General features: G+C 60.0%; 13 protein-coding genes and 1 pseudogene. 5 read left to right on the forward strand and 9 right to left on the reverse strand.

Annotated features, from left to right (window positions below):
- The 3 genes from VAR608DRAFT_RS23940 to VAR608DRAFT_RS23950 form a co-directional block, all read right to left on the reverse strand.
- Positions 1–339, reverse strand: a complete 339-nt coding sequence (locus VAR608DRAFT_RS23940) for a hypothetical protein (RefSeq protein WP_088956335.1) — start codon at positions 337–339, stop codon at positions 1–3.
- Positions 340–422: 83 nt separating this feature from the next.
- Entirely contained in the window at positions 423–1,892 is a 1,470-nt protein-coding gene (locus tag VAR608DRAFT_RS23945) for a phage major capsid protein (protein ID WP_157731095.1), read from the reverse strand.
- Positions 1,889–2,638 carry a hypothetical protein gene (locus VAR608DRAFT_RS23950; protein WP_088956337.1) on the reverse strand — a complete coding sequence of 250 codons (750 nt, stop codon included), beginning with the start codon at positions 2,636–2,638 and terminating at the stop codon, positions 1,889–1,891. The genes VAR608DRAFT_RS23945 and VAR608DRAFT_RS23950 overlap by 4 nt, the downstream gene beginning before the upstream one ends.
- A gap of 238 nt (positions 2,639–2,876) precedes the next feature.
- Between VAR608DRAFT_RS23950 and VAR608DRAFT_RS38585 the strand changes: the two genes are divergently transcribed.
- Positions 2,877–3,278, forward strand: coding sequence for a hypothetical protein (locus VAR608DRAFT_RS38585; RefSeq protein ID WP_231972941.1), 402 nt, complete (start codon positions 2,877–2,879; stop codon positions 3,276–3,278).
- Positions 3,279–3,797: 519 nt separating this feature from the next.
- Here the strand turns inward: VAR608DRAFT_RS38585 and VAR608DRAFT_RS23965 are convergent.
- The 5 genes and pseudogenes from VAR608DRAFT_RS23965 to VAR608DRAFT_RS23980 form a co-directional block, all read right to left on the reverse strand.
- Positions 3,798–4,475 (reverse strand): DUF2290 domain-containing protein, encoded by a 678-nt coding sequence (locus VAR608DRAFT_RS23965; RefSeq protein WP_088956339.1) that lies wholly within the window; start codon positions 4,473–4,475, stop codon positions 3,798–3,800.
- Entirely contained in the window at positions 4,472–6,652 is a 2,181-nt protein-coding gene (locus VAR608DRAFT_RS23970; protein ID WP_157731096.1) for a DEAD/DEAH box helicase, read from the reverse strand. Before VAR608DRAFT_RS23970 ends, VAR608DRAFT_RS23965 begins: the two co-directional genes overlap by 4 nt.
- A 402-nt stretch (positions 6,653–7,054) precedes the next feature.
- Positions 7,055–7,231: a hypothetical protein gene (locus tag VAR608DRAFT_RS37205; protein WP_157731097.1), complete on the reverse strand. Its 177-nt coding sequence runs from the start codon at positions 7,229–7,231 to the stop codon at positions 7,055–7,057.
- A gap of 53 nt (positions 7,232–7,284) precedes the next feature.
- Complete coding sequence (locus VAR608DRAFT_RS23975) at positions 7,285–7,482, reverse strand: hypothetical protein (RefSeq protein WP_088956341.1); 198 nt, start codon at positions 7,480–7,482, stop codon at positions 7,285–7,287.
- Between the two features lie 1,550 nt (positions 7,483–9,032).
- A pseudogene (locus VAR608DRAFT_RS23980) lies at positions 9,033–9,290 on the reverse strand (ATP-binding protein); the annotation flags it as partial.
- Positions 9,291–9,495: 205 nt separating this feature from the next.
- Here VAR608DRAFT_RS23980 and VAR608DRAFT_RS37210 point away from each other — a divergent pair.
- Positions 9,496–10,533, forward strand: coding sequence for a hypothetical protein (locus tag VAR608DRAFT_RS37210; RefSeq protein WP_157731098.1), 1,038 nt, complete (start codon positions 9,496–9,498; stop codon positions 10,531–10,533).
- Positions 10,534–10,670: 137 nt separating this feature from the next.
- On the opposite strand, the gene VAR608DRAFT_RS38300 is transcribed toward VAR608DRAFT_RS37210, so the two are convergent.
- Positions 10,671–11,003, reverse strand: coding sequence for a recombinase family protein (locus VAR608DRAFT_RS38300; protein ID WP_157731099.1), 333 nt, complete (start codon positions 11,001–11,003; stop codon positions 10,671–10,673).
- Positions 11,004–11,128: 125 nt separating this feature from the next.
- On the opposite strand from VAR608DRAFT_RS38300, the gene VAR608DRAFT_RS23990 reads away from it, so the two are divergent.
- From VAR608DRAFT_RS23990 to VAR608DRAFT_RS24000, 3 genes are read left to right on the forward strand one after another with little or no spacing between them, the layout of a single operon-like run.
- On the forward strand, positions 11,129–13,051 hold the full coding sequence (locus VAR608DRAFT_RS23990) for a type I restriction-modification system subunit M (RefSeq protein WP_088956342.1): 1,923 nt from the start codon (positions 11,129–11,131) through the stop codon (positions 13,049–13,051).
- The gene (locus VAR608DRAFT_RS23995) at positions 13,048–14,376 is read left to right on the forward strand and encodes a restriction endonuclease subunit S (protein WP_088956343.1); all 1,329 of its coding nucleotides are present in this window, start codon (positions 13,048–13,050) and stop codon (positions 14,374–14,376) included. The genes VAR608DRAFT_RS23990 and VAR608DRAFT_RS23995 overlap by 4 nt, the downstream gene beginning before the upstream one ends.
- Positions 14,373–17,561 (forward strand): type I restriction endonuclease subunit R, encoded by a 3,189-nt coding sequence (locus tag VAR608DRAFT_RS24000; protein ID WP_088956344.1) that lies wholly within the window; start codon positions 14,373–14,375, stop codon positions 17,559–17,561. The genes VAR608DRAFT_RS23995 and VAR608DRAFT_RS24000 overlap by 4 nt, the downstream gene beginning before the upstream one ends.
- The last annotated feature ends 30 nt before the right edge of the window (positions 17,562–17,591 follow it).

Raw genomic sequence — 17,591 nt, forward strand, 5'->3', positions numbered from 1 at the left:
TCAGCCCTCGAACGGCGCCGGCGCAGGCGCGGCGTCCGTTTCCTCGACTGGTGGTGCGGCCGGTGCCGCAGGCGCAGGCGGCGGTGCTGGTGGCCTGGGGAACCCGGTTGGCTCGGTACCGGCTCGGAACGGGTACTTCGTGCGCCCATCGGCCTTGACCGCCACGCCCTCTGCGATGAGTGCTTCGCCTTCCTCCTTCGTCACCATGCGCAGGCCCAGCTTCGGCAGCGGCAGTCCATCGAACTGCCAGATGGCGAAGTTCCTGCGCACCGGGGCGGCGGCTGCCGCAGCCGCGCCTGCCGCTTGGGTCTTCGCTGCAGTTTTCGTTCTCGTGGCCATGTCCTGTACTCCTTCAATCAAAGAGGGGCCGGCCCCCCGAGACGGGATGCCGGCCCCCCTGTGCTTCGCGTCGAGGCGGAGACTTACCAGGCTGCCCCGGTGATCACTTGCACCGAGTGGTCGCGCATGCGCGCCCAGCTCACGTTCCACAGGGCACGGATGCCGCCGCTATTGGTCTGCCAGAGGCTTCGAGCCGGCGTGCCCGCATCCAAGGTTTCGACCTCTGACTGCACGCCATCCGTGATGGGCAGGCCGTCCTGCTCGACGATCGAGGCCTCGGTGCTGTAGTCGAAGCGCGGCGTTCCGCCCGCGAAGGCGATCTCGGCCGTGTCGATCAGGAACACGAGGTCTTTCGGTACCGTGATCGAGCTGATGACCGGATAGCCCATCAGCGTGCCGTTGGCTTCCATCGATGGAAACGCCGGCAGCCCCACGCTGTTCCACATCGTGCTCAGGCCCGTGGCGCGATTGGGGTGCATCAGCCACACGGGCCGGCGCCCGATGAGTGCGTCGGTCATGGCGGAGATGGCATCGCGCAGGTCCTGCTGCACCTGCGCCGGATCGACACCGCTCGATGCATGGATGTCGCCCGCATCCAGGCCGTAGCGCAGCCCGGCCGGTCGCGTGTCGGCAACCTCGGGCCGGTCGTCGAGGAACACGGTGTCCAGCACCTTGGCGGTGTCCTCCACCATCCAGCGCTGCACGGCTTGCTCGAAGTTGAGCAGGCTGGCCTCCAGCATCTCCATGGTGAAGGTGCCGATGACGCCCATGCTGTAGGAGCGCAGCGACTTGGTGCCCATGCGCGCGGCGCCGATGCGGATCGGGTCGCCTTCCTTGCGGAATGCGCCTGAGAGATCATTGCCGCCCGTTGCAGTGGGCAGGCGGTACGGCACCTTGATGATCGCCGAGCCGCCGAAGTCCAGCGGTGCGAGGCCCAGGCGCGGGATCACCGACTCGGGCTGCAGCAGATCCATGAAGGCGGCGAGCGTCTCGCGCACCAGAGCGCCGGCCCATTCGGGCACGTCGGTCATGGCAGGGTTCTGCACGCCCTTGAGCCGGTAGCCCGTGATGAGGCGCGAGACTTCCAGGAGGTCCTGCTGGCCCGGCCAGCGCGCTTGGATGATCTCCTGCACCGGGTAGTGCGTATGGTGCGACTCGAACGCAGCGATGGCCGAGCGAACGAACAGGTTGATGTTGGGTTTGCGCGTGACGATGCCGCCGCCGCGCGTGGCCACGCCTGGCGCGGCGAGGGTGGCCAGCTGCCCACCGCCGCCACGCAGGCTGGCGATGGTGTCCTCGGTGGACGCGCCGCCGTTGGTGCCGCTGGCCGGACGCGCATTGCGCGCGAGCGTGAGCTGGTGGCGCTCGGCCTTCTCGATGTCGTCGATGAGCTTGTTGATGCTCTGGCTCAATTCCTCGGCCGCGGCGTCCTCGTCATCGCTGAGCGACTCGTCCACGGTGAGCGCCGCCATCTTGTCTTGGACGGCCTGCAGGGCATTCTTCTTTTCCAGCAGCGCGGCCTTCATGGCCGCAATCTTTTCGGAGAGGGTCATTTGACGGCCCCCCTTTCCAGACATGCGGTGGCCCTCTGCAGCGCGGCTGCGCCTCGGACCGTCAGGTCATGCACCCGCACCCCGCGCAGCAGCTGCTGCGATGCGTCGGCCGTGACAAAACTGCGCAGGCGCTGGCCGACGCGATCCGCGTCCATGCCCAGGCGCTTTGCGAACTCCGCCGAGCGCAGCGACAGCGCGCCCGGGTTTGCCGGCACGACGACGACACTCGTCTCGACCAGCAGCGAACGAAGGAACCGGTATCCGGTGATGAATTCGTTTTTCTCGTCGCGGATGTATTCGAACCCGCCTTCCGTCATGTCGGGCACGAAGCCGATCGAAGAGGCCATGGGCATGTCGGCCTCGTGCATCGCGCGCACGAGGTCCGCGTTTCGCGACAGGCCTTCCGGGAACAGGTTGAGCGTGGCGAAGGTCTTGTGGCCCTTGAGCTCGATGTCGGTCCAGTAGCCGATCTGGTCGCGGATCTTGCCGCTGTGGTCGACCTGGGCGGGGATGCGATCGGCGACGGCCTTCAGACCCTCCTGCACGACGATGTCGCCCATGAGGTCGACCTGGTCGGTGCTGATGACGTAGCGATAGCGGCCTTCGCGCTTGCCGCTCGCGGACTTGATGACCTCGACCTCGGCCGGCGCGGCAGGCTGCGCGAACTGGGTGGTGAACTCGTCGATGTCGCGCAGCTCTCGGCGCGACGGGGCGAGAAGCGCCGCGGTGATGTCAGCGCCGGACATACACCGCTCCAGCCCCGATCGATTCGGGGCCGGCCGGTGGTCCGTTGCCGGGAGTAGGGGAGGGGTCGCGCCGATCGCGTGCGCCAGGCGGCGGACGGTGACGCGTGCTCAGGATGATCTGGCTAAGGGCGCAATACATGGCCGGGCCTCTGTGAGGCCGGCCGGTGGTCCGTCGCCGGAATGTAGAAGATGGCGTTCATTTGCGGGGCGATTATTTCCCTTTCCGAGAACCGATGCAATGCGCGAAACGTATCTTCGCCTTGCCGGCCATGGACCTTCGCGCCGTGCCAGACATCCGCAACCGCTCTGCGCTCGAAGCCAACTTCCGCGCAAGTTCGAGGCGCTCAATCGGGTCAGCCTGACCGACAGCGAGTTTCAGCGCCTGCTCGACAGCATCATCACGCCTGATGTCTACAACGCGGCCCAGACGCAACGCAGCATCAATAGCTTCGAGCGCGACAATGGCATGGGCGCGGAGTTTTCCCTCCATGGCTCGAATGGGCGAACCTACAGGGGGTTTCTCACTCCCCAACGACAATCGGACCCCTCCGCGAGGTCGGCGCTCTTTTTCGTTGCGAGCGCGCGCAGCCGATTCCGGCTCGTGCGACCCGACCAGAGGCAGAATTCGACCATCTGCTGACGTTGGACTGGGCCGGGCGGAGCGCAGCGTGAGCGGTCTTTCCTCAAGCCACGTTCCGATGGCCGCTCAGAACTCTTTTTGCAGTCCTTCGATGAATAGAGCAGTTCGGCAGCGAGTCGCCGCGCGCGCGCTTTGTGCAAACAAGAGATCGAAGTGAATGATCCAGGCCGATCGGCCCTCCGCTCACCGAGGGGGCACTTCACGGCGCCGCCGGACGCGTTTCATGTTTGGCGTGGAACCGCCCAGTGCGATGAGCCTCTTGGCGGCTTGCACTTGAATGAACGTCTTGAAGACCTCTCGGCAGAGTTCTGACCGGGCCGTATTGGGATCGGCCATCTCCTATGCCCTGTTGAACAGCTCGCCGTGAATGCTGCCGACGCGCCTGCGTAGGTGCCGTCGGGCATCGCATCAGGCCCGAAGACGAAAACCTGGCAGTTCACCTGCCTCGCCAGGCATGCAAAACGCCCGCTCTTCGGTAGATGCGAAAGACTGCATACTGCCGCGCTGCGGTCTCCTCAGTCATTGACAGCCAAGCGTAATTAGGAAATCTGGCCGCTCTAGGGCAAACAGATGATTTCTCTCAAATCCGAGGCCGACAGAAGGAAGTGGCAGCGAGCCATAAATTAGGTTTTGACACAACTGAATAAAGGCCAGCGGCTGCGGAAAAAAATTCGCGGGAATTCTGAGATCTTGTATCGCTCCCAGTTGCAGGTGCGATTTGCAGTGTGCCTCGACGTCGCGGTCGTAGTCAAAACGAACGTGCGAGGTATTTGATGGCATCAGCCTCCCCTCTAACTCCATCAATTCAACCCAATTCAGCAGATATTGCAGAATCTCCTCGTCACCCCGATCAAGCGCCTCCTCGGCTGCTTGGCTCAACGAAGATGGGTCGTCCTTGAGCGGCAACGGCCTTGGATAAAAAGCGAGCCTTGCCGAATTAAGCTCGTCGGCTTCAAAGGAGAAGTAAAACTGAAAGAACGAACCATCCTTTAGCAGAATTGAGTACTGATGGTTGTCAAGCAAGAACTGATACTCGATCGGATAAGCTGTGTTTCTTATTATGCCGGCTTGATAACCAGCCCAAGAAATCTCTCGTAATTGCGTATTAATTGCAATATTGTCAACTTGCGTCAGACTGTTTCTTGAGAAGTACGATCTCGCGCTGCCGAGTCCTTGGCATGTTCGAGCGAAATTCATTCACCCCCTCCCCGCTCACGCTCTTGTATCAATCTACGGATTTCGGGATTCTTGTCGTACAATTCCAACAGCTTAGCAATCTCGTCGAGCTCCTTATCTGATTTCTGTAAAAATGACTTGCTACTTTGAACCTCAGAAGGGTCGGGGCAGACGAAGCGAAAAAGCGGCAAATCTTTCTTAAGTCCGTCAATCTCTTCTGCAAGCCTCGGGATACCTTTCCCGTAGCCGCTGATATAGCACCAGCCCCGGGACCGAGTGACGGCAACAAAAAAAGCATTTCGCATCCGCAGCGTGAAATCGCTTGCAACACTTTGCGCATTGAGGACGAAAACAATGTTCGCCTCATTTCCTTTGGCTCTAAAGGGCGTCGTAATTGTCACGAATCCCTTCGGCTTGAAAATATCCGAGCTTTCAACGTAACCAGGCAACACTGACTTAACCCCTACGCCTGTCAGACTTCGTTGAATCTGAAGCATTTCCTCCTTATTGTTTCCCGACCGAAGATTGATTGCAATTATTTCTTCAGGTGCAACCCCTTGCTCACTAATCAATTCTTGAATCTTATTGGCGACGAAGGCCAATTGATCGTCGGCGTCCGCGCACTCTTCTATTTGAACAAGATGGCGTGCTGACTTGCCGTTACCACGAAGCAAGCTCTCCAGAAGATTCTTACTGTTCTCGTCAGGGCGTTCAATTTCTACATGGTCGCCTGCTGCAATACTTAGCTTGCGCGGTTGGTTAACTTTGTAGCCGATAGCACCCCATTCGTCGGGATAATAAAACATCTCTGTTGGCTTACCCGAATACAAACCCATCGCCACTCCGTGGGCGGTCATCAAGACAGGGCGCGGCGTACGATAACAATTTGGAAGGACAAAATCCTTCGGTATTCCGCCTGCATAGGCACCGCTTAGAATCGCTTTCGGCAAGTTCGGTTCGCCCTTTGCGTTGACTCCAAAAAGTTCATCCGGCTCCTTGATCTGTGTATCGCGAAGCGACTGAAATTCATCATACGCCCAGATGATGCGCTTATCCGCCCCAACCCCTTTTGCAAGAAGATAGGCCACTTCAAAAACCTCTTTAGGGAAATCCTGAGCCTCATCGATTAGCACCAAGTCGTATTCGGCCTTAATTGCCTTTTTGGCCTTTGACAGCAAATCTTTGTAGATGAAGGCCAAGGAGTCGCTCGCACCTCTGACGTCCGATAGGGTCAACGGTCGGAGCCCGTATTTCTGGCAAAGCGTGGAATAAAGTCCTGGCCGCTGGCGACCACCCCAAGCGTGAAAGACATGCAGGTGATCATCGAAATCAGGGGTTCTTTTTGCTTCTAAAGTGTAATATTTGGCGATCAACCCCTGAACATGTTGGTAGAGGCTCTGCGTGTTGAAGAGATAAAGAATCTTATATTGAGGAAATCGCTTGTGGGTTATTGCGGCCTTAATCGATAGAACGATCGTTTTTCCAGTTCCTGCAAGCCCACGAATTCTCTGAGGGCCCGGAGGCAATTGCAGCGAAGCTAGTCGCTGAGCATCATCCTGTTGAAACGTTGTTTGAAGTGATCGCTGGATGTAGTCATTGACAGTGATCAACGGTTCATCGTGCAACGGACCGCGTTTCGTTTCATAGACGAACGTACCCTCAAGCAAAGACAGAATTCTTCCAACCGACTCCTCGGTCCCAGCGTAAGCCGGAACAGCAGTTTTCTCCGCTAGCCAAGTACCTAGATCGTCAATGGTAATGGCCGAACATCTACTTGAGTCAAGATCAACGATTTGCTCAATTTCGGCGGAGGTATTTCTGCAGAATACCACTACGCTCGCGACCGGAATTTTCGGGCGCTTAGTCTTGCGATCGTATAGAGATAAGTCATTCTTTAAACGACTCTCTACCTCGTCTTCGTATATTTCTAGGATTAGATCTCGGCTAACGATGGACGGGCCGGGGTCGACTTTCCAATATATCAACTCGTCAGAAGGAACCGTTTCTTCCACACGCTCCTCGATAATGTCGAGCAGCAGTATTCCAAGTTCTTGAGTGACAATAAGAAACGACGGCACCTCGTCGTCCGATGCTCTGCCTAAAGTAGTCAGCTTGTAAGCAAGATAACCGTGCGTCTCTTTCAGTGCATTCCTAATCCCTGCTGCAGCCTGAATGTGGAACGGCCGGTTCTCCAGCATTAGAGATCCGGAAAGGTACTTGAGCGTCTCGGGCATACGTAAAGAAGGAATGGACTTGTTCGACGATCACAGCGCAGCGGAACGCAGGCAAGTGAGTGAGTGAGGCGAGCGTATCGCAAGTCGAAGCGACAGCGGACCATGCGGCCCCTCGATCTGAGCCGGTCTGCCGGTGCCAGATGCGTTGGTGGGGGTCAGGGAGCTGCCGCTTTGCGGAAAGCACTGTTCTCCTGTGCCATCCAGTCTGCAGTAGGCCTCCGGTCGAACCCCGAGACCTACTTCCTCAATCGAGCTCGAAGCGGTCCTCAGGGCTCAGGACGTCGAACGGCTGCTCAGGGGCTGTGCGGCAGCAATGGGCGCAGTGCCGCCGCAGTCGACAGGCAGCAGACCGCCATGGACGGGCGTTCAGTTCGCGCAGGCCGACGACAGCAAGGCGCCCAGAGGAGCGGTTGCCGGGAGCTGTGGCAGGATTGCGCCCAAGAGCGAATCAAGCCTCGCCTCGTTGCCCCACGACAGCTTGATCGGTAACTGGTCGTTCGGCTCGACGCAGCTCACCGCTGCGAAGCGGACATTCGCGGGCATCGTGAACTCATTCGGTAACCCCGGCGTGGACGATGGGCTTGATGCTGATCGCTTCACGGTTCTTCAAACTTGGCCTCAATCCGGTGACCAGCAGGGCGGGGCGCGCGCCGAACCAGACGCGGCACACACCACCACGCCTGTGGGTAGTAGTCCGCCTTGATGTTCTTGATGCCCATGCCGCGGAGCACAACCTCGACGCCCTCGATCAGGATGCCCTTGGCGCCGATCTTCACAAACGACACATGCGCCAAGAAATCTCGGAGGTGCGAGCATGCGCCGCTGACGCCCGTGCAGCAAGGTCGATTGGACCAAGTCATCGTGCGCCAAGTTGCATGGAAGGCTAGAAGGCCAGTCGGCCCACCGCCGCATCGCCGCAGGGAGGCCCCTATAGCGCCCTGGATAGCGGCGCCTGCGGGGCACCGGCCCTCGGTGAAGGTTGTCAGAGAGGTCTTGCCTACATGCTTGATGATTTGCAGGTCCCATCCGCGCAGTAGCATTTTCCACTCATACCGCAATCGCGATGGCCCTTGCACGAGCCGCTGCAGTTTTCACAGAACGCCGAGCTACTCATCACGAGAGTTGCGCCCAATATGAGCCCGCCAGGAATCATCAAGCGAAACAGCTTTCGGAACATTGCCTTCTCCTCGACGAAAAACACCGCCCGAACTTTAAAGCGGCATCTCGGATTCTGTAGCGAAGGTCCTACACGCGATAGCGTGCGTCTCAAAAGTGTGACGACCAGCGCCAAGGCGATAAGAAGATGAGCAGTGGGCCCGATGCACTCAAGTTTCGGCGGCCGGCGAATCTCGCGCGAGCTGCCACGGCTACAAGCGCATTTGGCGTAGCGGCGAAGGAGCTCTTCACGGCTACCCAAATAAGGGGTCCAATGTGCTTGGGCAACATAAGCCTTGGGACTCGAAGCCGTTACTGTCATAGAGGAGCTTTGCGATGCAACACGCGCTTCCCTTGCTGACCTGCATGGTGGTGGCCGGCATGCTCCTCGTGTCCGAACCAGTAGAAGCCAAGAAACTCCGATGGCCGAAGAAGTTGCGGGTCCAATTGCATAGTCCAGGCGAGCTTCTTCCGCCGTGTTGGGGACGACCGCAGGCATGCTCTGACAAGGGGGAGGTAACGCCAAACAAATCCGTTCCAGATTTCGGACCTCCTCCGAAGCCTTACTACATCGTTGCTCAGTTTCAATGTGCGAGTAAGAGGACGAGGATGCCTACGGGCGGCGATTGTGTCCGCACGGTCTTTTCCGACCAGTCTTGTAGCGTCGCGCTCAATGAAATAGAGCGAATAGCGAGAGGGCCGGACGTTTGCCGCAAATGCACCGATGTCGTGGATGAAGACCTGTATTGGACCGGCAAAAAGGACCACGTGCAGGGGGGGCCTTGCTCGGGAATGTAGCTCGTAGGAAGCACATCCGTTCCTGCTGCGCCAGCAAGCGCACACGGTCTCTCGCGCTTATCTGGATGTCGCTCTCAGTCTGAGCATGTGACCGCGTTTCCGCTGTCCATTCTGCTTCTTCGATGGGGCGTAGGAGGCACCCAAGGTGCCTAGTTGAACGGCTGCTTTACCGCGTTGCATATAGCCGCAACGGGCGCATCTCCGCCGCAATCGGCCGGCCGCAGGCGGCCACAACCCGAGATTCGTCGGCGGCTCAATTAGCCGGCAGCCGACGTTCGGGGAATGCTGCCCCGTATGGCGCGACGATCTGGGTGATAGGCGCGCGACAAACAAGATGAGAAGAACTGTCGCGGCCGAGGGATGATGCCGGCGTTGATTGACGCTGGCAAGGTCAATCGGCGGTTTGTTTGTCGCGCGCTGCTGGGATGCCGACATTCCTCGGGGTGGCGAAGCTTGCGGGGCGTCCTGGTCCGTGCTGCTTGCGCTGCATGGCCGTGCGCCTGCGGTAGCTCTCGACGTTGAGCTCGAAGATCGTCGAGTGGTGCACGAGGCGGTCGACGGCGGCCAAGGTCATCGCAGGATCGGGGAAGACCTTGTTCCATTCCCCGAAGGGCTGGTTGGCGGTGATGAGCATCGAGCGGCGGCGGAATGAGGAGGGGCGGGCTGGCCCCACGGCTAGGCCAACGGTCTGTGTACCCTCTTCCGGTCGTCCGGCCGGCACGATGTAGCGTAGCAGGAGGCGGGGTGGATGCTTTGATTTGTCGCGAACACCCCTCGACACTGCCAACCACTGCAAAGGATACTTGGGCAAACCCTCACTCAATCCGGAGGACCATATGCGCAATTTGAGACAGATGTTCACAGCCCTTGCCGTTGCCTTACTGGCCAACGTCGCGACTTCGGCGGACTGCAACTCACTGCTGCGCCAAGGTATCTTTGAATTTAGTTCTCTGAACAGCGAGCTTGACAAAGCCGAGGCGGTTCGCAACTGGTACCGGAATCAAAGCAGTTCATCGGACAAATCGTCCGGCTCACATGGCGGCAACCTGGGGTACGACGGCTTCTCACTCGCATATAAGGACGACGCGAAGGCCGCCAAGGAAGCCAAGCAAGATGTCGAAAGCTATAACGAGAATAACTCGTCCTTGCGGAGTCGTGTTGTTGAAATTGGCACACGCGTCAATGTCGCGCTTGCCCAAGAGTTCAACAAGTGCTTGTCAACTCCAGGACTTCATGCATGGGTGGAAACCTCCAGCGACCCGTTCGTTTTCACCATCGCAATGAAGTACGTGTCCGATGAGGACCGATTCGTGGCGCCAACGCTTAAGAGAATTAAGGTGTATCCGTCGACCGTCACACTGCTGGATGGCGATAAAGTTCCAGTCACCATTGGCGGCAACATACCGCGGTGGAGCTATAAACGTGCGAACTGCCAAGAGGCCGTCACTGTTTTCACCCAAGCCTCCAAGGCGATAAATGGCGCAAGCTCGTTATCCTTGCCATCCTTCTGCCCTCCAAAAATAGAAGCTTGCAACTTGAAGGACCAGAGAATCCTGCTTCATTTCACCGCCGACCATCCTCTAAACTTCAACAATGTTGCCTCCCAAATACTTAGAGAAGCCGGAGCTAAGGTTGATGAGGTGCCAAAACCGCCGAAGGCGCAGGAGCCCGGCATGCCTAATTTTTACCGAATCTATACATCGATGGGTAGCAATGTTCCATTGATGAAGGAGATTTCGAAGTGCTTCAAGCGCGCAGATATCTTCAATGGCATGTTCAAGGAAGAAGGCTTGCCGATTAGTCCCGACCAGGACACGAATGGTCCGAACTCAGGTCTGCTTCCGGTCTGGCTGCAAACGCATGGTGCCGTCATCTACCTTGTTGACCAATGAATTCCGGCGGTAGCGCGGCCCAATTCGGATCGAAACGGGGTTCCTAACTCAACGTGTCAGATCGATTCGGCAAACGACCGCTGTCGCGGTAACCCTGAAGACCGATTCGCGCGCATAGCGGCCGACGGGGTACGAATTCATTCACGGGACGATGCTGGTCGAAGGTCAGTGGCATCGGCGAACCGAAGCGGGCCGCCGGCTGCCGGTCGAGGGCGGGCCCGCCGGCTGATCAGGCGCGGTCCGTCCCTGGCGCGGATCGCGGTCGCGCGGCTCGTCTTCAATGCACGCGCCACGCTTGGCCCGCTGTGAGCCGCTGGCGCACGTCGTGAGCATGGGCCTCGGTCAGGGCTCGCGGCCCGCTCCAGCGTCCTCCCATCCGCCTTGGCGCGTCGCGCCAGCCCGCTACGGGTGCGTTCGACCAGGAGGTCGCGCTCGAACTCGGCGACGGCCGCGATCAGGCCCGTGGTCATCTTGACGAATTTCGGGCACCCGGGCGGGGCCGGGATCGGCGGGCCTTCGATTCGCGCAGGTCCGTGCGATAGTTCGCGGCCGGCGCGATGGCGCCGTTGAGCCCGCAGTCGACAATTCCCAAGCAATGAATCAACAAAACCTAGCCGACTTCATCTGGAACGTCGCCGACGCCTTGCGCGGCCCGTTCAAACCTTCGTTGTACGGCCGCATCATCCTGCCCTTTACGGTGCTGCGCCGCCTGGAGTGCGTGTTGGAGCCCACCCGCGAGGCCGTTCTTGAACGTCACGCGGCTCTGATCGGCTCTGGTGTCGAGCTAGACCTCGTGTTGCCCGCCGTCGCGGCCGCGCCCTTCTACAACACCAGCCAGTACACGCTGGCCACGCTCGGCTCGACGAGCACGCGCGCCAACCTGGAGGAGTACCTTTCGCGCTTCTCGGCCAATGCGCGCCAAGTCTTTGACTACTTCGGCTTCGACAATTGGCTGGTCAAGCTGGAGGAGGCGAACCTGCTGTACCTGGTCACGCAGAAGTTCGCCGCCATCGACCTGCATCCGACGCGCCTGTCCAACGCTGAGATGGGCTTGGCCTTCGAACACCTGATCCGCAAGTTCGCCGAGGCCGCCAATGATGATGCCGGGGAGTACTTCACCCCGCGCGACGTGGTGCGTCTAGTCACCACGCTGGTCTTCGCCACCGACCACGAGGCGCTGAACGGCGAGGGGGTGGTCCGTACCGTGTACGACTGCGCTGCCGGCACGGGCGGCTTTCTGTCCTCGGCCATTGAACAGGTGGCCGAATGGAATCCGGCTGCGCGCATCGTTCCGTACGCTCAAGAGCTGAACCCTGAGACGTATGCCATCTGCGTGGCCGACAAGCTGATCCAGGGTTACGACGTGCGAAACCTGAAGCGCGGCAACACCCTGGACGACGATCAACTGCCCGGGGAGCGTTTCGACTATTGCCTCGCCAATCCGCCCTTTGGCGTGAAGTGGGAGATGGTGCAGAAGGCCGTTAGCGACGAGCGGAAAAATCTCGGCTACGCCGGCCGCTTTGGCCCCGGCCTGCCGCGCGTCGGCGACGGCTCGCTGCTGTTCCTCATGCACTTGCTTTCCAAGCGCAAGCCGGTGGAACAAGGCGGCACGCGCATCGGCATCGTGTTGTCGGGTTCGCCGCTGTTCAACGGAGGTGCCGGCTCGGGCGAATCAGAGGTCCGACGCTGGATACTCGAAAGCGACTGGCTGGAAGCCATCGTCGCGCTGCCAAGCGACCTTTTCTATAACACCGGCATCGGCACCTACGTATGGGTGCTGTCGAACCACAAGGCGCCGGCGCGCAAGGGCAAGGTGCAGCTGATCGATGCGACCGGGCTGCACACCCCGATGCGCAAGAGCCTGGGCAGCAAGCGCAAGTTCATCGCTCACGCGCAGATCGACGAAATCGCCGGCGCGCAGGACACGTTTGCCGAAAGCGAAATCAGTAAGTTGTTCGACACCGCCGACTTCGGGCACCGGCGCATCACGATCGAGCGGCCACTGCGGATGCGTTTCGCGGTGACCGAAGCAGCGCTCAAGGCATATGCTGAGACCAAGGGCGCAGACCATGTTGATCGCTTTGCCGCGCTGAGTGGCACCAGCTTCGACAGCCTAGACGTCTTCCTTGCCGCAGCCAAGATCAAGAAGCTCGCCAAGGGCACCCGCAAGGCGGTGCTCGACTGCTTTGGCACGCGCGACCCAGCGGCCGAATTGGTAACCGATGCCGATGGCGCTCTGGTGCCCGACGCCGAGCTGCGCGAGTTTGAAAACGTGCCGTTGAAGCAGGACATATGTGACTACTTCGCGCGCGAGGTGCTCCCTCATGTGCCCGACGCTTGGATTGACGACAGCAAGACCGACGAGAAGGATGGGCTGGTCGGTGTGGTCGGCTATGAGATCAACTTCAACCGCCATTTCTATAGGTACGTGCCGCCCCGGCCACTTGAAGAAATCGATGCGGAGTTGAAGGCTGTGGAGGCGGAGATCGCAGCCTTGCTCGGCGAGGTCACCGCATGATCGACATCACACGATCGTTGCCAGCCAATTGGCGCGCCGTGCGCCTCAGATTCGTTGCAGATCTAAATCCGGCGGCTCCGCCACGGAATGTGCTCCCTGATGACGAAGAAGTCTCGTTCCTACCGATGGAGGCTATCGGCGAGGACGGCGGCCTGCAATTGGACCTGGTAAGACCCGCTTCAGAGGTGCGGGCCAGCTACTCCTACTTTGCGGATGGTGATGTTGCCTTTGCCAAAGTCACGCCTTGCTTCGAGAACGGCAAGGGCGCGCTCATGCGCGGACTCGTCGGCGGCGTCGGATTCGGTACAACAGAACTAACCGTGCTGCGCCCGCGACCGGGGCTTCATGCCGACTACTTGCGCTATTACTTGTCTAGTTCGCGCTTCCGTGGGCCTGGTGCTGGCGCAATGACCGGTGCAGGGGGGTTGAAGCGCGTCCCTGATGAATTCACCCGCAACGATCTGATCCTGTTGCCGCCGATAGCGGTCCAACGCTTCATCGCCTCGTACCTCGACAAGGAAATCGCTCGCATCGACGCCTTGACCGAGAAGAAGACCCGCTTCATCGAACTGCTTCACGAAAAACGGGGAGCACTGATCACGCAGGCAGTGACGAGGGGGCTCGATCCACACGCGCCGATGAAGGACTCGGGAGTGGAACTGCTTGGCTATGTGCCGGCTTCATATACGGTCACTCGCTTGATGCACCTTACCGAATATGGCAGGGACATCATGTACGGCATCGTGCTCCCGGGACCCGATGTAGAGGAAGGAGTACCGATTGTGAAGGGCGGGAATGTCAAGAGAGAGCAGCTCAACCGCGTCAAGCTGTGTCGAACTACGCCCGAAATTGAAGCTCCTTTTGCGCGGGCCCGCCTGCGACCGAACGATATTGTCTACTCGATACGAGGATCGATTGGTGATGCCGAACTGGTGCCGGAAGAGTTGCTTGACGCGAACATAACCCAGGATGTTGCGCGAGTTTCTCCCGGACCGCGGGTCAACCCGCGATGGTTGTTGTACTTCTTGAAGTCGAGAGCGCTTTTCGCTCAGCTTGATCGCGAGGCCACCGGAGCAACCATCCGAGGGATCAACATTTTTTCCTTGAAGCGTGCGGTGGTTGCGGTGCCTGAGCTTGCTGAGCAAAACCAGATACTGAGGTACCTAGATTCGCATTGCGCGAGGATTGATCGGCTTTCGAGCGCTGCCAAGAAAAGTATCGAGCTCCTTCGCGAACGCCGCGCTGCCCTTATCAGCGCCGCCGTCACGGGTCAAATTGATTTGCGCGCAGAGCAACCCACCCTCGAAGAATTGGAGCCCGCGTGAGCAAGACTCATCACGAGTGCGAACTCGAGCGCCACATCGTCGAGCAGCTGGCCGCTGCGGGCTGGCTTGTCGGCGAATCGGGGGCGTACGACCGCGCGCGGGCGCTTTACCCCGAGGACGTCACCGGGTGGCTGCAGGACAGCCAACCTCAAGCCTGGGAAAAGCTGATGAAGCTCAATGGCGGCAATACCGAGGCCTTGGTGCTGGACCGCTTGGTCAAGACACTGGATGCGCCCGAGGGCGGCACCGTCAACGTGCTGCGCCGTGGTTTCGCAGTCGCCGGTGGTGGCCCGCTCGCGATGAGTCAAGCGCTGCCCGAAGATGACCGCAATGCCAGCGTGATCCAGCGCTACGCCGCCAACCGCCTGCGCGTGGTGCCCCAGCTCGTCTACTCGCTCGATACGGCCGATCGCATCGACCTCGTGTTCTTCGTCAATGGCCTGCCTGTGGCCACCTTCGAACTGAAGACCGACTTCACGCAAAGTGTCGAAGCGGCCATGGCGCAGTACCGCGACGATCGCCCGCCGAAGAGCGTCAAGACCGGCCGCGTCGAGCCGTTGCTTGCTTTCCGTCGTGGCGCGGTGGTGCACTTCGCGATGAGCGACACCGACATTCGCATGGCCACCAAGCTGTCTGGGTCAAGCACGTTCTTCCTGCCGTTCAATCGCGGCAACGACGGCGCCGCTGGCAACCCACCCGGCGGTGAGGGCAATTACCCGGTGTCATACCTGTGGCAGCGCGTGCTGACGCGGGATAACTGGCTGCGCATCTTTCACCGATTTGTGCTGTTGGAGCGGCTGCAAGTCGAGGACGCCCAGGGCAAGCCGCACTGGCGCGAGACGATGATCTTCCCGCGCTTCCACCAGTGGGAAGGCGTGGCCGCGATGGTCGATGCAGTGCGCGTTGAAGGCGCCGGTCAGCCCTACCTGATTCAGCACAGCGCGGGTTCGGGCAAGACAAATACGATCTCTTGGACGGCGCACGAACTGATCCGCGTGCGCCGGCCCGATGGCGAGCCGTACTTTCATAGCGTGATCGTCGTCACCGATCGCACTGTGCTCGACAAGCAACTGCAGGATGCGATCGCGCAGATCGAGCACCAGACCGGCGTGGTCAGGGCGATTGACGGGGAGGCCTCTAGTCTGCCCAAGAGCCAGCAGCTGGCGCAGGCCATGCTCGACGGCACGCCGATCATCGTGTGCACCTTGCAGACCTTTCCGCACGCGCAGAAGCTGATCCTGTCGGAACAAAGTTTGCGCGATCGCCGTTTCGCCGTCGTGATCGACGAAGCCCACAGCAGTACCGGTGGGAGCACAGCCGACGACCTGCGCTACGTGCTGACCGGGCAAAGTGAGGACGAGTGGCAGAAGATGAGCGCGAACGAACGGCTGTCGGTTTGGCAGTCGTCGCGCCAGCGGCCGGGCAACGCGAGCTACTTCGCCTTTACAGCTACGCCCAAGCACAGCACGTTGAGCCTGTTTGGCCGGCCGCAGGATCCGAAGCAGCCTGCCAGCGTGGACAACCCGCCGGTACCGTTCCACACGTACACGATGCAGCAGGCCATCGAGGAGGGATTCATCCTTGACGTTCTGCGCAACTACACCAGCTACTCCACCGCCTTGCGCGTTGGAACGAAATTCACCGAGGAAGGTGATCGCCGGGTGGACAAGAAGGGCGCAAGCCGCGCATTGGCGCGCTGGCTGAGCCTGCATCCCACCAACATCGGGCAGAAGGTGCAGTTGATCGTGGAGCACTTCCGGGCGAACGTGGCGCCGCTGCTGAACGGTCAGGCCAAGGCGATGATCGTCACGCCCTCGCGCGCGGCGGCGGTGAAGTACCACCTGGAACTGCAACGTTACTGCCGGGCGCGCGGCTATGACGACGTACACCCGATGGTGGCCTTCTCGGGCGACGTGTCCAACGCCGATGCCAAGGAAGAAGGATTCGCTGACGACCACGGCTTCAACGAGATCAACCTGAACCAGGGGCTGAGGGGTCGCGAAATGCGCAAGGCCTTCGACACTTCCGACTATCGGGTGATGATCGTCGCCAACAAGTTTCAGACCGGCTTCGACCAGCCCAAGCTGGTGGCGATGTACCTGGACAAGAAGGTGTCGGGCGTTGAAGCGGTGCAGACCCTGTCGCGCCTGAACCGCACCTATGCGGGCAAGGACAGGACCTACGTGATCGACTTCACCAACGAGGCCAAGGAGATTCTAGATGCCTTCAAGACGTTCTACCGCGACGCCAAGGTCTCTGACGTGCAGGACGCGAATATCGTCTATGACCTGAAGCAAAGGCTAGACGCGACGCTTTTGTACGAGACTTCCGAGGTGCGCGCGTTCGCCGAAGCGGTAGTGGACCCGCAGGTCACGCACCAAAAGCTGTTCAACCTCACGCAGGCGCCGGCGGATCGCTTCAACGCCAAGTTGAAGCAGCTGAACGGTGCCATTGACGCGTGGGAACAGGCGTGGCGTCAGGCCGATGAAGCCGGGGACGAGAAGGGCAAGATCAACGCCGATGCGCAGCGCGCCGAGTTGTCCAAGGAGCGCGACAAGCTGCTCATCTTCAGTGAGGGGCTAGGCAAGTTTGTGCGCACCTATGAGTACGTCGCACAACTGGTCGACTTCGGCGATCCGGATTTGGAAGGTTTTGGCAGCTTCGCGCGGCTACTGCGCAAGCGGCTGAAGGGCTTGTCGGCCGAGCAAGTGGACCTGGGCGACCTGCGTTTGACCCACTTCAAGCTCAAGGCCAAAGACGGCCTCATAGGGGTCGGTGGCGAAGGCAAAGTACCCATGCTGGACCCGATCACCGACAACGGCCTGCGCGACGCGAAGGACCGCGAGAAGGCGTTCCTGTCGGAACTGGTGAAGCGCCTGAACGACGCCTTCGGCAAGGAAATCAGCGACACCGATCAGGTGGCGTTCGCGGTGCACGTTTCGGAAAAACTGCGCGGCAACGACGTGGTGATGGCGCAGATCCAAAACAACCCGAAGGACCGGGCGATGAAAGCCAACCTGCCGGGGGCTGCCGTCGATGCGATCGTTTCGGCGATGCATACGCACAAAGACCTCGCGACGAAACTGCTCAGCGATCAGGGGACCCGGACGGTGTTCCTCGACGTGGTCTACGAGATGCTGAAGCGACAAGACTCTGCGGAGATGTTCAAGGCCGGAGCGGCGTAGCGGGAGCAAGCGCGGGCAACTATCCGTCTG

The organism is Variovorax sp. HW608 (assembly GCF_900090195.1).
In the GTDB taxonomy this organism is placed as follows: domain Bacteria; phylum Pseudomonadota; class Gammaproteobacteria; order Burkholderiales; family Burkholderiaceae_C; genus Variovorax.